Origin of the sequence: Mangrovimonas sp. TPBH4 (assembly GCF_001280505.1) — a bacterium.
Taxonomy (GTDB): Bacteria; Bacteroidota; Bacteroidia; order Flavobacteriales; family Flavobacteriaceae; genus Mangrovimonas_A.
In genome coordinates this window covers 281,549-298,080 of the sequence record NZ_LBIO01000040.1, presented here as the reverse complement: position 1 = coordinate 298,080, position 16,532 = coordinate 281,549, and the positions used below count along the sequence as shown (strand labels likewise).

Sequence of the window (16,532 nt, the reverse complement as noted above, 5' to 3'; positions counted from 1 at the left end):
TGTAGGACTTCTTGTTAATAACTGCTACTTGAAAACGGGTTTTATAGCCTAAAGGTCGAAGTCGAAGAAGTAGGCTTTTTGGGTTTTGGCATCGTACCAATAATATTTAAAATAGTTATTGCCATCCGTCCAACTGTATTTTTGGAGCTGTGCAATATGGTTTTTGTCCCACCAAGCAAAGTCCTCCTGAAGACCAAATGCATTGTAGTTATTGAGTGTGTCCAAACCTAATTGGTGCTCTTCAATAATGTTCTTTGAAGTTGTTGGGCTGCAATTAAATGAAAACATATATGAGGCATTAATGCCAATAGCGTCATCAAAGCAATAAATGTTTTGGATGTCCTCCGTTAAGGGCACTTTTAGGAAGTCTTTAAACCGTGCTTTGTTGGGCTCTGTGTCGGGAAATTTATAGTCAAACGGAGGAAATACCTTGTCAACCACTTTTCTGGATTGAGCCTTCAGTTCCTTTTTGGCCTGTTCCTTGACTTCGCTAGAGAGTGCCTTGGCCTTGTCCTCAATATGGTTGCAAGCACATGTTGTTAGGGCAAGTAAAGTAATGAATGCTATATGCGCAAAACGTTTCATTTCAGTGAACATTCAAAATATCTATTATACATATGTTTTTGGCAAGGGTTATTAATCAAAGGTCAAGTCTATTTTAAGTTTTTTCCATCCTTTTATAGGAATGTAAAGTCTATTATTTCCCTTTTTACATTAAATACTACATATCCAACATCTACGGGACTGGTAAAATCATATCCAATAGTTTCAGCAGTACTTAGTTCAGGGTAGTTAGTTATTACATATGTATGTATTTCTGTGGCTTTGGTTTTTAGTTCATTTTCGGTGAATTCAGAAAAGTCTAAATCACGCAAAAGAAAGGTTAGGTGCTGTCCATTCATGTCCTGCGATAGCTCCACCGCATGAATTTGAAACTCCTCCCTTAAATCTTCAATAATAGTGAAGGTTTGCATAATGCCATTTTTACAGCCAAAACATAAAATAATGATTACATAACCGAGTGTTTTTATTTGTTTTCTCATAAAGTGAATTTATTTATCAATACCAACCATAATCAGTTATGGCCGTTTTTTATGTTTCGCAATGCACATCCCCCTTAATCCCCTTCAAAGGGGAATTTTATTTGTGACACCTTCTTTGATTTCCAATTATTCGCATTGTTCTTGAGCGGAACAAAATAAGGTGAATATTAGGGTTGTAATAATTAAAAAATGGTTCTTTAAAGATGCCATGTTTTTGGTTAATTTGTTAGTTGTTTTACCTTTTCAGGTATTGAATTTCACTTCTTGACTTTAATTTTTTCAAGAGTGCAAAGGTTCCAATGGATAAAAGAACCAAGTATCCAAAGATGATTTTTATAGAGCCAAGGCTGGCGATGGCAAGAACGATGGCTGTAATGCCTGGTCTGCCGCCTCCTACAATTTCATATTGTGTTCCGCTTTCTATCTGAATCGCTAAATAGATTGACCAAAGAAAGAGTGCTGTAATTGAAGCTAAAGCGAAGAGTTGGGCTTTGGTGTATTTCATTACGCTCGGAAGTTCTGATGTATACTTGAAATCGGTAGTGTCGTTTTTTATGAATTCAAATATTTCATTCTTAACATTTTCATTGTCAACATAAAGCTCCTCTTCGGAGTCATTGCCAAAAAATATTTTGATAAAGTTTTGTCCGCTTTGGTTTTCTATTGTTTTGATGTAAGCGTATGGAATGCTGAACATTTCATTTAAAAAGGTGATATTGTTGGTTTCCGAGGTTATTCTATTTAAATCGTTGTCTTTTGGGTTTCCTTTATAGATTGATTTATCCTTTATCAGGATAAGTTTATTAGACTTAGAGTCTTTAAATTTCCAAATATTATGCATGAATTGTGGTGTTAGTATAGGGGCCTAGTCCTATTGACAATAGTGTTGATATTTAATCAAATTCAAAAGTTGGAGTTACACAAGAAATGATCTTGTCATCTACCGTGGCACCTACATAACCGTGGCCTTTTAGATAATAAAACTTGAAATTCCCCGATTGTAATTTGGCCTCAATCACCAATAGGTTTTTGTATTCGCAAATAGGGGTTTTTAGGGTGCCTTTAAAGCTTAGGATAGTGTATTCTCCAAGGCCGTCCGCGGTCTTCCAAGTTTGGCCTTTTTTAAACTTGTCGTCAAACCTCACGGTTTCTTCAAGGCAGCATGTTTCGTATTGGTACACCACGCCTTTTTCTTCGCGAAGGTAAAGGGTGTCTGGGGCGTGGCCTTCCCAAGTCTGAAGGAAAGCAATATATTCCTGCCCGTTAAGCATCTTTGTGCCGCTTCTAGTCTCGGTATATCGAGTGTTGGACCAAAGGATTTTTTTCTCCTGTAGTACAAGGGGGAAATAACTTCCGTCTTTATTCTCGTCGCAAAAGTTCTGTCCTTCCTTAAGTTGAGCAAAGGCATTAAACGAAAGGAAAGCCGTAAGGCCAAGGGTGAAGGTTTTTTTCATTGGGGTTGGGTTTTTAATGTTTTGGTGGTTGCCTACCAAGGTTAGTTTGTTGGTTTATGATGGAAATATAGGTTTTTTTCTTGTAAGAAAATACAAATGCAGTTCTATCCCTAAAATTTAGTCTATGAAGACCTGTAGGGAGGGAAATGTAATCTTTATCGTTTTTTTTATGCTAGGGCAACAATAGCCGTCGGTTTCGGTGTAATTATAATAAGTGCCATAAAAGCCATACCTGTTCAGACTGTCCAAAATGTAAAAGCCTGAGGCTTCCATAATGTCAACAAGGTTAAAAAAAGTATCGTCAATGGTATAGCCCGATGGCGTGCTTAATGCCAATAGTTTGTATTGGGTGTTTACGGAAGCATTGCCGCCTTCGCATTGCAGTGGCCTAAAAGTGATGAGAGCATCTGGGTGTTGGTCGTTGTTTAAATGGGCATAGTAAAAGTTGATGCTATCTGGAAAACCTAAGATGGTTTCAGGGGGTTCATGCGCTGCAATATAACTATAGTGGCAATTGTCCTTGCTTACGAAATGCTTGTGTTCTATTTGGGTTTGTTGCCATTGCTTGAAGGCTGCCCTAATTTTAAGGGTGTCCTCCTCCTGCGAAAAGACAAGACCAAAACAAGAAAGCGCCCATATTACCAACATGGCTTTTAAATTCATTTAGGTTTCGAGGATTTACGGCGTTTGTTGAACTTCAATTTTTGGGACCAATTGGTTGTTTTTCCATTCCAACAGACGGGTGGTGGTTGTAGATTCGGTCCAGTATGTTGTTTCGTCTTTATATTCGCCAACGGTTCTCCTATATTTTAGGCGGTTATTATGACCGTTTTCATCGGTAGGAAAAATATATTCCTCAACATACCAATATACGCCGGCGTCTGAGACTTCAGTGTATTCAAAGCCTTCAATTAAGGCATTGCCATCGTAGAACAGATAGATGCCACCGCCATCAACGCCACAGGCTTCTGCCAGATAATCAATTAAAAATATGCTTTGGGTGTTTTCAAGGCCCCTATTTCCAAAGGCCTTAATTGCAAAAGTGTCGGTGCTAAGCAAGACACTTGTTTCCAAATAGGGTTTGCCTTCTTCTGCCAGTCTCGTTTTGGCGTATAGGCTGCGCTCCTCTTCTTTTAGGGAAATAAGGTAGGTGAGGTTGTTGTAAGTGGCTTTGTCCAATGCAATGAGGCCTCCCAAAACATAGCCTGCATGGTCCTGAAACTTGATTTTGTACCAAGGCCATTCTATGCCTTCAAAGATCATGGTTTCTTCCGTCTTTTCAATTATTTCTATGGATTCGCCAATTTTCAGCAAGGCCAATACCTCCGATTCCGTGTTGGGTTGCGAGCGTAGCTTTACGTCGTCACCAAACATATAGGCAATGTCTCCATTTTCAAATTGATAATCTTTAGAAAGGAACTTGGTGTTTTGCCTAAAGGCCAGTGTACTGATGCACAATAAGACCAGGAGGAATATGTTCTTCATTTGGTTGTGTTATAATTGATGGTTGGTTCATTGGTTTTTAAAAGGACATCCCCATTAGTCCCCCTTCAAAGGGGGGTGTTTTTATTGTCCCCTTCGGAGGACCGTATGAGTGTTATCTTTCCTTAACTTTTAACGGTTGAAGGCGGGTTTTCATAAGGGAGGTCCGAAAGTTTTAACTTCATGGAGTTGTCCTTTATCTTAAATTTGAGTCTTACTTTTTCGCCTGCTTTCATGCCCCAACTTTCCTGTAAATCGGTGTTGATTTTAATGAAAGTGACACTGGTATCGGAATTGTTTTTGGCCAGTTCCTCTTCCATCCACAAAACGGCATCCTCGTAGCCACGTTTGCCGCCCATGAATTTGGCCCAATAGCTCACGATATAGTAATCGGTATTTTCAAATTGTTTCCTTTGTACGGGTTGGTTGTTTAAATCGTAGGTTTGTGCCAATACCGAATCAAGTGTTAGGTTTTTATCGTTACAATGCGTAAAGGTTTCAGAAGAGGTCTTCAGGAACTGCCTAAATTGTTCGCCACTACAAGTTGATTGGCCATTGTAGCATAATAGCTCGCCTTTGGAATTGAAGATGTAATACCCTTCAGACATCCCTTTGAACATTTCTTGAACAATGGCTGTAGTATCAGCCACAAGGATTAAAGAGTTGGTGGTTGGGTACTCGTGTTTCTGTTGAAAGGCTTTTATGGTTTCTGTGTTTTCAACCTTTGGGTCCTTGATAAGAAGGTTTACCATAGTAGTTTTACAGGAGAACAAACAAGTGCAAAGGGCAATAAGTACAAACGATTTTTTCATTTGGGTTGGTGTTTGAATTGACGGACACTAATATATGTAATTTTCTTACAAATATAATGGATCTAAAATTGAATGCAGTACTAAGCCTAGACTCTCTCCAATCCTTTATAATACCAGGCATAAGCCCCAATCACAATAAAGCAAATTAAGGGGATAAGGTAGGAATAGGGGGTTCCGAACACATCCAGAAGTCCACCTTGTACGGGAGTTAATACTGCGCCACCCAAGATGGCCATGATAAGGCCGGAGGAACCTACCTTGGTTTCGTCCTCGTCCAATCCTTCGCAGCCCATCCCAAAAATGGTAGGGAACATCAAGCTCATAAAAGCAGAAATACCTATTAGAGAAGCCACACCTATTAAGTCACCAATAAAGATCACGTTCAAGGTAAGGATGGTCGCGATAATTGCTGATACCAATAACAGACTTTCCGGACGAAAACGTTGCATTAGGGCGGTAAAGATCCAACGGAACACTCCAAAGAGAATGAGGGCTAAGGTATGGTATTGCAGAGCCATTTCTTGTGTGGTGGCCAGTTCTTCAGGGATGTAAAAGTTGGTATAGGTCCACACTGAAATTTGTGCACCCACATAGAAAAATTGGGCAATCACGGCAAAGCGATAGTTCTTTTGTTTAAATAGTTTCAAGAATGTTTGCCTCATGCGTACTTTTTTATCGGGGCTAGCCTCTTTTGGCATCTTGGTGGCGGCAATTAAAATCCACACCAATACCAAAATACCTGCCACCGACAGGTAAGGGAAAATTACAATGTTGAGGGTTTCCTGAATTTGAGATGCGTCTATTGAGATATTGCCTTCGGCATCCAAAGGCATTTTGGCCATAATCATGATTTGGCACATTAATACTCCAATAACAGAACCTACAGGATTAAAGGATTGGGCAAGGTTCAAACGTTTGGTAGCGGTGTCTTTAGGGCCTAAACTAAGCATGTAGGGGTTGGCGTTGGTCTCTAAGATGCCAAGCCCACAGGCTAAAATGTAATAGGACAGGCAAAAGAACACAAACTCTTGTAACAGCGTTGAAGGATATAGTAAAAAACAGCCTAGCACATATAGTCCCAAACCTACCAATACCCCAGTTTTATAAGAGTATTTACGGGAAAGAAGCGCACCCGGTATGGCCATACAGAAATACCCAAAGTAGAAGGTAAACTGTATGAGGGATGCTTGAAAAGTGCTTAGGTTTCCAAACACCGCCTTAAAAACTCTTACTAGTGGATCCGTTAAATTGTTGGCAATTCCCCAGCCCATAAAGCAAAGGGATAATAAAATAAAAGGCAACAGATATTTGGGCATTACAACAGGCCCTTTGGTGGTGTTATTCATAGTAGGTTAACAATCGGTAAGTTTAAAAATTGGGGTCATTTCAAGCCATTTGTCTTGGCTATCTGTGAGGCGCTGTTGGTAGGCGTCCATAAGGAGTTCCCATTCCTTTTGTCCAGGCATTTCGGCTAGTTTGGCCATTTGGGCTTCCCAATTGAAGTCTTCGGGAACAGTCACTACCATACACATACGGGTGTTCCATCGGAAAATTTGCATTTCCTCAATGCCAATACTTCGTAGGCCTGCAACTATTTCGGGTTTGATATTTTGTGGATTGTGCCAATCTTCGTATTGGGCAATGAGTTGAGGATCAGGTTTTAGATCCAAGGTGAAACAATAGGTCATGGATGGCGTTATTATAGTAATCCGTAGTGCTTGTGCCGATAAAGATAGTATAAAATGAAAATCTTCTGCAAAAAAGTAATGGTTCCAAGTATTAAGGAGACATGAACACCAAGAGTTTTTAAGGAATTTTGAAGAGTAGAACTTAGCTGTAATGGTGCCTGTGTCACCTTATATTTAATGTAAGAATAATCATATTGCATAGTCGGAGCAAACAGATGGTAGAAATTATGTTTTTAAACCTATATTTGTAGCGCACCGCAATTAAATTATAACAGATCAGACTACGCAAGCCAATGAAATTGTGTTTTAAACGCCTTTATGCCATCACCTTTGCCCTAGGGCTTTCGTGGGGCGTTACTGGAGCCTCTGTTCTGTATGCCCAAGCCGATGATTTGCAACTTAAGGCCAATGAATTGGTCTTTTCCAATCCAGAAGAAGCCATAAAAATTGCGGAGGTCATCATGAAAAGTCATGAGGGCGAAGATGAGATTCAGGCACAGATGGGCCTTCTGTTGGCCAAGTGTTATTGGGTAAAAGGCGAGTATAAACAAGCTGTCGACTGGCTGTTTAATGCGAGTGCTCGAGTGGCTAAAAACAACTACAAGGAAAGGGCGGCCATAGGCGTATTTAAGGTGAAATTGTTGCGTGAGCTGCAATTGCAAGGCGCTATCCCAACCTATAGTGAACACATCGCCGACTGGATTGATGAGGTAGCTTCGGCAAGGACCAAAGATTCCTTGCGGTTTAGATTGGAACTTGAGCAGTTGGATTTGGATGTTGCCAAGGACAAGGCCAAAACTTTAGGACTTTTGGAGCAGATGGAACAGGAGTTTGGCGAGTTCCTAAGCAGTTCCCCTGAAGATTATATAGCCTTTTATTTGGCCAAAGAAGTCGCCTTGCAGCAAACGGCAAATTATGAGTCAGCTATGGCAGATGCCAACAAGGCCCTGAAGTTGATAGACCAATCCAATAGTAATAATTTATATAGCAAGGCTATGGCTTTTAAAGCTATTGGGGCCTTAAACCACAAACAGGGTGCTTTTAGAAAAAGTGAAGAGACCTTGTTTATTGCCTTAAAATTTGCGGAGATTCTGGATAACCGTTCGTTGCTCAAGGAAATCAATCAAGAATTGGCGCTCAACTACCTTTCGGCAGGACAGAACAATCAGCACAAAGTTTACAATTACGAGTTTTTACTATTGAACAAGGAGGTAGAGGTTAAGGAGCGGGAAGCGGTAAATACTTTGTACAATTTAATAGGGAAAGAAAATGAAGCGGCTATTGCAGCATCGGAGAATAGATATAAGGAATACATTTATATGGCGGTGGCGGGATTTTTGTTGGTTATCGGTATCGGTCTATTGGTATTGCTGAAAAGTTATTTCAAAAAGAGGCGTTTGGGAGAAATCATTCGGTATTTGGAGATCAACCGCACCAATTTGGCTAAAATTAAACCAGCCAAACGCAAAACAGTCAAAAAGTTGGTAATTCCAGAGGAAACCGAAAAAACAATTTTGTCGAAGTTGAAGAAATTCCAAAATTCAAGGAAATTCTTGAGTAAGGATATGTCTATTGCGGTGTTGGCAGGACAATTTGAAACCAATACCAAATACTTGTCCGAAATCATCAACAAGCACTATAACGACAATTTTAATACGTTTATCAATAAGCTTCGCATCAATTATATTATTGAGAAGTTGAAAGAGGACCCCAATTATATCAATTATAAAATAAGTGTCTTGGCAGAGGAGTGTGGCTTTTCGTCACACAGTAGTTTTGCTACGGTATTTAAGAATATTGTAGGGATGCCACCGGCAACCTATATCAATTTGTTAAAGGAAGAACGCAACGAAGAACGCAACGAAGAACTAAGCAACAACTAGATGATGGGTATCAAGAAATGGATTTTTGGTTTTTGTATGTTGGTCCTATTTGGGATGTTACAAGGCTATACGCAAAATTCATTAAGTGATAAGGATCTGGAAGATTTGATAGCGTTGAAGACCAACCAGGTGTATGAGGATCCCGAAAGTTGCATTCAATTTGGGTTGGAGGTGTATGAAGACAAAAGCAACGACATGGATATAAGGGTGAAGGCCTTGGCTTTGGTGTCCCTTGCCTATTCTTCGAAGCGCGATTATCAAAAGGCTTTGGAATATATTTCATTGGCCAACGAGCTTATGGAGCAGGTTGATAATTCATTGTTGGCAATAGAGATTTTGTCTAAAACAGGCATTCTTTACCAGCAAATGAATATTTATGACAAATCCATAGAGTTTTTGGACAAAACCGAAAAGGCTTGTTTGGCCTATCCAAATAGGGATTCGGTACGTACCTTTTTGGCCAAGACCTATATTGTAAAGGGGTTTATCTACAGGGAAAATTTGAGTTGCGATATTGCCTTGAATTTTTTTGAAAAGGGTATCAAAGAGTATGAAGCAAAGGGGCTGTTTTATGAAACCAATTTAAGCATTGCATATTACAATAAAGGGAATTGTTATGCCACTTTATCGCAATATGAAGAAGCCAAGGAAAGCTATAACAAATCTATTGAATTGGCGAAAGTAAAAGGGGCTAATAGTTTGGTGTCCTTTGCTCAAAAAGGATTGGCCGAAGTCTATGCACAGGAAGAGCGGTATCAAGAGGCTGTCGATTTATTACAAAACGCACTCAGCCAATCGAAGGATGTGGGTGATTTGGTATTGAACCAGGGTATTTATCAAGGGCTGTTTGAAAACTATTTGGCTCTGGATAATTGGGAACAATATCAAGTTTACTACACCCATTTTTTAGCGACCAAGGATGAAATTCAGCTGTCCGAAAGGAATTCCATTAGTGATGCCATTCAAGAAAATGATCGCCTAAAGGATGTTCAAATTGACAATATCCAGTCGCGGTTTTCATTTAATATAAAGGTTATTTTAGTGGCCGGTATCATGCTTTTAGGAGGGATTGTTTTTATGGAAATTAAGGACAAAAACCGTATTAAAGCTCTTAAAAGGCAGGTTGAGAATCTTCAAAAGACTAAACCTTAACAGTTTCTTAAGATTAAGGTTGATTGTTGGTAAAATGCTGGTTTTCATGTTTTTGATGAGCCTTTTAGGCTTTCAAATTTCAGTAAATATTAAAGTCTTTACCTATATATATGTTATATTTATGTATAGTTTTAGAGCGGAAATACTAATTGAAATTGCAAACGATGAAAAACAAGTTACAATTAACTGTAGCAAAAACTGCCCTCTTTTTGCGAAGAGATTTTCATGTGGATGTTAACACATCTACAGGAATGGACCTCTTAAAAGGGAAGCTAAAACTCCTATTGACCATAGGGGTATTTTTTCTTTTAACTACCAAAGGATTTTCACAATTGGCTAACGAATCATTTGAAAGTGGTGTGCCTGCAACATGGACACTTCTTGACAATGAAGTTGGGACCGCCGAATGGGGGATGACCTCAGACGGATATTTAGGGACCAATGCCGTGTCTGTTAATCCAAGTGCAGATAATATTGGAGATGCCAATACTGCAGAGTATTATTTGGTAACACCACAGTTTACCATTCCTGCAAATGGAGAACTTCATTTCTACACCAAACAAGCAACGGCAGCTGATAATGGAGCCACTTATGAAATTAGAGTGTCTACCGCAGCTCAGCCTGATGTGTTTGGGTTTAACGTGACTTTAGCAACCTTTACAGAAGACGATTTAGGTACAGAATACGAACAACAGATTGTTGACATGTCAAGCATTGCCGGTGTAGATGTGTATGTGGCCTTTGTTGCTATCAATACACAAAACGGAGCTGCGCCAACAGGTGATGAGTGGTTTGTAGATGATGTGGAAGTGTTGGAAGGTTGTGCGGATGTAGCTTTAGCCGATATTGACATTTCAAATTTAACTACTGAAGGTGGTTTGGTGACCTGGTCGCACCCATCTGCAACAAGTTTCAATTTAGATATTGCTCCGGAAGGAGGTTTGCCAGATGAAGACACAACGCCAGTAGATGGTACTTCTTATACCATTACAGGTTTGGAAGGTGGTACATCGTACGATGTATATCTGCAGGCAGTTTGTGATAATGGTACCGTAAGTGAATGGGTTGGACCTGTGAACTTTACAACTAATGAATTGGGACTGTCTTGTGATGAGGCAATTGTAATTTCAGATTTAACCGAACCTTTTATTCTTGAAGACAATCTAAGCAATTATAGTAATCCAGATCTTGTTTATGATACCGCAGGGACAAACTGTATTTCTGGTGTACCAGCTACTTGGAATATGTTGAATGGAGATAAAATATTTTTGTCCTATACACCAGAAGAAGATGGCTTGGTAAACTTTTATCAAAGTACAGCAACAGGTGCCGGTGCCGGTGAAAACTGTTGGAATGCCTATTCTACGGTATTGATATATGAAAGTTGTGAGGATGTTGGGGTAACTTGTTTGGACGGAATCAATACTACCACGAGTAATATGAACGCTTCTTTGGAAGGCTTTTTGGTAGAAGCTGGCAATACCTATATTATTGTCATCTCTTCCAACCTTACCATGAATGCTGGAATCTGTTTCACTTTCGAAATGCAAGGGTCCTCTTGTGCGCCTCCAACCGGAATTGACTACACTGATTTAACGGCTACGAGTGTATCGATGTCTTGGGAAAACGTTGGTGGTTTTGCAGATTCATGGGAGTATGCAGTGGTGCCAACTGGAGATCCAGTACCTACTACTGGTATTGTAGCGACCTCTACTTTAACTGGGAATGTTATTGATACTGGGCTTGTAGCTGGAACAACTTACGATTTTTATGTAAGATCCATTTGTGGAGGTGCTACAGGTGCTTGGGCTAACCCTTATACCTTTACCACACAATGTGAGACCTTTACAATACCATTTTTTGAAGATTTTACAGGGGCTAACTCAAGTACTCCTGAACCATGTTGGTACAGTATCAACGTAAATGAAGATCAATTTCAATGGGGCTACCTTACAGGATATCCTACCATTGCAACGCTGGATAACCCAGGGAATAACAATGATATCTTTTCATCTCCAAGATTGAACTTTACGGCGCAGCCAAAACGTTTGATCTATAAGCATAGAGCAACTAACGGAACCTCTACTTATTCTATCAAATTATCTACTACAGGTGTTGGAGCAGAAAATTTTACTACTGAGGTATTGCCAGAAACCGTAATTACTAACGGGGCATGGGAAGAAGTTGAAGTAGAACTTCCTATTGTAACTGGAGAAGTAAACATTGCTTGGGTAGTAACGCCTAACCCAGAAGAAGCGGCAACGCGTTTGTCGATTGATGATATTTTAATTGAAAATATTCCTACCTGTCCGCAACCTTCAGAATTGACTGTGGCGAACATTCAAACTACTTCGGCTGAATTGAGCTGGACTTTAGGTTCTGATGAGTCTCAGTGGGAGGTTATGGTGCAGGCGCCAGGTGCTGGAGTGCCTACAGAGCCAGGAGATTTCACTCAGCCTGGAGTCATTACAGATCAAAATCCTTATACAGCTAATGATTTGGATTCGGCTACGCATTACGAATATTATGTAAGAGCCATTTGTGGAGAAGATGATTACAGTGAGTGGGTTGGGCCATTTGAGTTTACCACTTTATGTGACAGTTTTGATGTGCCTTACTTCGAGTCTTTTAATGACGAGGATGAGGATTCTTATAAATTCTGTTGGTCTGTAGTGAATGCCAACGGAGATGGTGCACAATGGGCAACTTTAACGGATATGGCGGCTGTGCAAACCTCTATATTTGCGCCACCAGCTGGTTTTGACGATTGGTTTATTTCTCCAGCTATCAACGTAAATGGTGGATTGAACAAATTGGAGTTTGATTATAAAGTATTGTTTAGTGCGTTGTTCCCTGCAAGTAGATTTGGGATGGAAGTATTAATTTCTACTACAGATAATAATCCTTCAAGTTTTACCGTGTTGGATCCGTTGTTTGAATTCACCAATGCCAACTTTGAAACCAAAACCTTGTATTTTGAAGCGGAAGCAGGCACTATTTATGTGGCCTTTAGAGTACCGCCAGAATTTGATGTTACAGGAGGGTTTTCCCACTTGCATTTAGATAATGTAAGCATTGAATCGGCGGATGACTGTCAAACACCAACAGATATTGTTGTGTCTGGAGTAACAGGAAGTTCGGCCAATATCGACTGGAGTGCTGGATACGATGAAACTGCTTGGAATGTTGCAGTACAACCAGCAGGAGTTGGATTGCCAAGTAACACCACCGCAACAGTGGATGAAACAACCTTTACTGCTACTGGTTTGGAAGCAGGAACAGAATACGAAGTGTATGTTCAGTCTTCTTGTGGTGATTCTAGCAGTGGATGGGTTGGACCAGTAACTTTCATTACTGCATGTAATCCATTCAACACACCATTTATAGAGACGTTTGATTCTGGTTCTGAAACAGAAGCTTGTTGGAGCATTCCAACGGCAGATGGATGGAATACTAATAACGTTATGTATTCTTACGAAGGAGATCAATCGGCGGCTGTTTTTACACCAACAAGTATTAATGATTGGTTGATTTCGCCTACTATTAATGTTCAGGCCAACCAAAGATTACGTTTTTACTATAGAGCGGCGTACAATGCTGGATATCCAGATCACTTTAAGGTGTTTATGTCTACCTCAGGAAATGATCCGGCATCAATGAACATCGAATTGTATGATTCTGCAACAGATGGACCGGTTAATAATACGACCTATATTGAAAAGATTATTGATATTCCATTATCTGGAGCTCTTAATTTTGGATTCCAAATTGCAAGTTCTGGGCAAATATTGATTATCGATAATGTCATTGTAGAAGATATACCTAGCTGTCCACAGCCGTCTAATTTAGCTATTAGTTCTGTTACTGATGAAGGCTTTACAGCTTCTTGGGATAGCAATGGAAGTGAAGATTCATGGGAAATTGCCGTAATTCCTTTTGAAGAGGATGCACCAACAGGTGATGTAGATCCGGCCTATTCCTATATTGCAGATGCTAGTCCGTTTGCTGTAACAGGATTAACAGAAGCTAGTAAATATAATGTTTACGTTCGCGCCATTTGTAGTGATACAGATAAGAGCGAATGGGTAGGACCAATGGAAGTAACTACTATATGTGATATGGATAACTTATGTGAGTATACCATCACCTTGGTCGATGAGAACTTCCCTACCTTCCCTTCCGTAGATGTATATCAAAATGGACAGTTGATGCAAACCTTGTTTTTCTACAATGGTGATGACACGTTCCCAGAGTTTACTTTATTCTTATGTACCGGTGTAGAATTTGAATTGTATTTCAACACGGTAGGTTACAATCCTGATCAATTCTTAGATTGGCAAGTGATTTTAGAAGATTATCAAGGTGAAGAAGTGGCTACAATCACAGGGCTTCCTCCGCAACAAACCTTCTATACTGGAATTGCCCAATGTGGAGAGGTGGCCTGTCCTCAGCCTACAGATCTTACGGCTAATGGTGCTGCTGAATTCTCATGGACGCCTGGTGGAGACGAAACCCAATGGGAAGTGGCGGTGCAGCCTGTAGATAATGGTACACTTCCACAATCTGGAACTGTAGTAAATACACCATCTTATGTTCCAACAGCAGCAGACTTTGTGTTTGACAATGTTGGTACTTATGAATATTTTGTAAGAGCTATTTGTAGCGATGGAGAGACTAGTTACTGGTCTGGACCTTATGCCTTTGCTGTGGGAGATGATATCTCTACAGCCATGAATATCCCTATTAATGAAGGGGAGGACTGTGAGGAAGCTATCGTGGATATTAGCTTTAGAAATGCCAGCTTATCACCAGAGGCCTTGTCCTGTGGAGATGAAGTTGAATCTGATATCTGGTTTGAGTTTACAGCCACGTCTAGAGTACAGCACTTTATGATTGATGGCTTTGAAAATCCATTACATGCCGGAACGGCTATGGTTGTAGAGCCATTCCCTCACATCACTATGACCTTGTACAAGGAATTGACTGATGGCTCTTTGGAAGAAATGGGCTGTACCTTTGATAATTTGTTTGTGGCCAGCTATTCAACAGAATTGGTAGTGGGTGATAACTATAAATTACGTTTGAGCTTAACAACGCCAGAGGTAAGTACTAGAACGTTTACACTATGTACGACTACGCCAGAGGATTTGTGTGCGATGAGTGCACCTAACGGTGGATTTGAGCATCCTTCTATCCCTTCGTATTCAGGTTCTTATTTGAATGCCGTTGATCAAGCTGTAATTCCTGGATGGACATCATCTGTGGAAATAACTGAAGAAGGTGCTTCTTATTTGTTCTTCTGGGAAGCGGTTAATAACTCATTCTTTACAATATACGAGGGAGGTCAGGCTATAACTTTGATTGGGCCAAATGCAGATGTGCCTCAAGAAGATGATCCTATTAAAGGAATATATAGAGATTTTGATACCTCAGAGATTACACAAATGTTCTATACGTTTGCACATTTACCACGTGCAGCTGGAAATACAATCCAGTTATTTGCAGGACCACCAGAAGGACCGTATGTGAATATTCGTGAAGAAGCTGGAGTGGTTGGATCTTGGGGTAATTATTCAGGAACCTATAATGTTCCGGAAGGACAATCGACCACACGATTTATTTTCAGAAATAAATACTCAGGGTTCGGTGTAATTTTGGATGGTACTAATTTTATGGCCAACAATAGCATCAATACCTTCACAAATGATCAGTTGGATTGTGCGAACAACAGTATCCAAATGAGTGCAGAAGGAACAGGAACTTGGATTTCTGCTGAAGATAACCCAGGGCCGGTATTGTTCTCTGATGCGTCATCAAGAGAGGTAACCGTAAGCGGATTTACAGTGCCTGGAACCTATACCTTTATTTGGCAAACGCGTTACTGTGATGATATGGTAACGGTTGAGTATGATGGTATCGAAGAGAGTCCAGTAGTGGAGTCGCCAATTATGTACTGTGTAGGAACGGTTGCTGAGCAATTAACGGCGACTGTTGAAGGAGATTATACCTTATTATGGTACACGGAAGCTGTAGGAGGTACTGGTTCTACTGAGGCGCCAACACCTGATACGTCTGTAGCAGGAACAACATCTTACTATGTAGGTTATGTAGATGCCAGTGGATGTGAAGGACCTCGTTCTGAAATTGTGGTGGAAGTAAATGATATTACAACACCAACTACAGACTTTACCTATGAGGATGTTTACTGTCCAGATAGTGGATCTGCAATGCCGGTATTATCTGAAGAATTCACCTTAGGAGGAAGCTTTAGTTCCCAAGCTGGATTGGATATCAATCCTGATACAGGGGAGATCAATGTAGCAACAAGTACACCTGGTGAGTACACTATTACTTATGAAATTGTGGAAGATGCCGATATCTGTTTATTGGGTGGTATGAGTACTTATACCGTAACAATCCTAGACAACTTGACTTCTGAAATCTCGGAAGACTGTGATAATGCTGAAATTATATTGACAGCTGCACCGGTAGGTGAGGCTTATAACCCAGACGAAGTAGAGTACGTTTGGACCGATGCTAACGGAGAAGTGGTAGGGGAAAACTCCAGTACATTCAATGTGACCGATTATGTAACTTTTGATAATCCAGATGCTACGGTACCAACACAATTTACAGTAACCGTAACGTTGGGAGGATGTAGTACATCGGCTAGTTATACGGTTGAAAAATTCTCTTGTGGAGAGATTCCTAAAGGAATTTCACCTGATGGTAACGGTAAAAACGATACGTTTGATCTAACAGGTTTCCAAGTGGTGAAATTGAGCATCTTTAACCGTTACGGTACAGAGGTGTATAACTTCAGCGGAAGCTATACCAACCAATGGGGCGGACAAAGCAAAGATGGAGATGAGTTGCCAACAGGTACGTACTTCTACAGTATCGAGACCCAAAACGGTACAAATGAAACCGGATGGGTATATATAAACAGAGCAAAGTAACCCTAAATTAATATAAGCTATCTGCCTGTAAAATGGCAGATAGTTTCCAATTATAGCAT

General features: G+C 40.2%; 12 protein-coding genes. 3 read left to right on the top strand and 9 right to left on the bottom strand.

All coding sequences use genetic code 11. The features are described 5' to 3' along the window. Positions 1-48: 48 nt before the first annotated feature. The 9 genes from ZA05_RS05275 to ZA05_RS05235 form a co-directional block, all read right to left on the bottom strand. Positions 49-585: a hypothetical protein gene (locus ZA05_RS05275; protein WP_231632450.1), complete on the bottom strand. Its 537-nt coding sequence runs from the start codon at positions 583-585 to the stop codon at positions 49-51. A 92-nt stretch (positions 586-677) separates the two neighbouring features. Beyond that, positions 678-1,043, bottom strand: a complete 366-nt coding sequence (locus ZA05_RS05270; protein ID WP_053990630.1) for a hypothetical protein — start codon at positions 1,041-1,043, stop codon at positions 678-680. Between the two features lie 235 nt (positions 1,044-1,278). Next, positions 1,279-1,884, bottom strand: coding sequence for a hypothetical protein (locus ZA05_RS05265; protein WP_053990629.1), 606 nt, complete (start codon positions 1,882-1,884; stop codon positions 1,279-1,281). 52 nt (positions 1,885-1,936) lie between these two features. Then, positions 1,937-2,497, bottom strand: a complete 561-nt coding sequence (locus ZA05_RS05260) for a hypothetical protein (protein ID WP_053990628.1) — start codon at positions 2,495-2,497, stop codon at positions 1,937-1,939. A 117-nt stretch (positions 2,498-2,614) separates the two neighbouring features. Beyond that, positions 2,615-3,160, bottom strand: a complete 546-nt coding sequence (locus ZA05_RS05255) for a hypothetical protein (RefSeq protein WP_053990627.1) — start codon at positions 3,158-3,160, stop codon at positions 2,615-2,617. Between the two features lie 15 nt (positions 3,161-3,175). Then, positions 3,176-3,982, bottom strand: coding sequence for an SH3 domain-containing protein (locus ZA05_RS05250; RefSeq protein ID WP_053990626.1), 807 nt, complete (start codon positions 3,980-3,982; stop codon positions 3,176-3,178). A 122-nt stretch (positions 3,983-4,104) separates the two neighbouring features. Next, a complete protein-coding gene (locus tag ZA05_RS05245) occupies positions 4,105-4,791 on the bottom strand; it encodes a hypothetical protein (RefSeq protein WP_157514534.1) in 687 nt (228 codons plus the stop codon). Between the two features lie 86 nt (positions 4,792-4,877). Then, on the bottom strand, positions 4,878-6,137 hold the full coding sequence (gene fucP / locus ZA05_RS05240) for an L-fucose:H+ symporter permease (RefSeq protein WP_053990624.1): 1,260 nt from the start codon (positions 6,135-6,137) through the stop codon (positions 4,878-4,880). A gap of 6 nt (positions 6,138-6,143) precedes the next feature. Further along, complete coding sequence (locus ZA05_RS05235; RefSeq protein ID WP_053990623.1) at positions 6,144-6,479, bottom strand: L-rhamnose mutarotase; 336 nt, start codon at positions 6,477-6,479, stop codon at positions 6,144-6,146. A gap of 293 nt (positions 6,480-6,772) precedes the next feature. Here ZA05_RS05235 and ZA05_RS05230 point away from each other — a divergent pair, with 293 nt between their 5' ends. The 3 genes from ZA05_RS05230 to ZA05_RS05220 all read left to right on the top strand — a co-directional run bounded on the left by ZA05_RS05230 (position 6,773) and on the right by ZA05_RS05220 (position 16,473). Beyond that, positions 6,773-8,362, top strand: coding sequence for an AraC family transcriptional regulator (locus ZA05_RS05230; RefSeq protein ID WP_053990622.1), 1,590 nt, complete (start codon positions 6,773-6,775; stop codon positions 8,360-8,362). Then, the gene (locus ZA05_RS05225; RefSeq protein ID WP_082333684.1) at positions 8,363-9,514 is read left to right on the top strand and encodes a tetratricopeptide repeat protein; all 1,152 of its coding nucleotides are present in this window, start codon (positions 8,363-8,365) and stop codon (positions 9,512-9,514) included. It abuts the gene before it with no gap. A gap of 164 nt (positions 9,515-9,678) precedes the next feature. After that, positions 9,679-16,473: a choice-of-anchor J domain-containing protein gene (locus ZA05_RS05220; protein ID WP_053990620.1), complete on the top strand. Its 6,795-nt coding sequence runs from the start codon at positions 9,679-9,681 to the stop codon at positions 16,471-16,473. Positions 16,474-16,532: the final 59 nt, after the last annotated feature.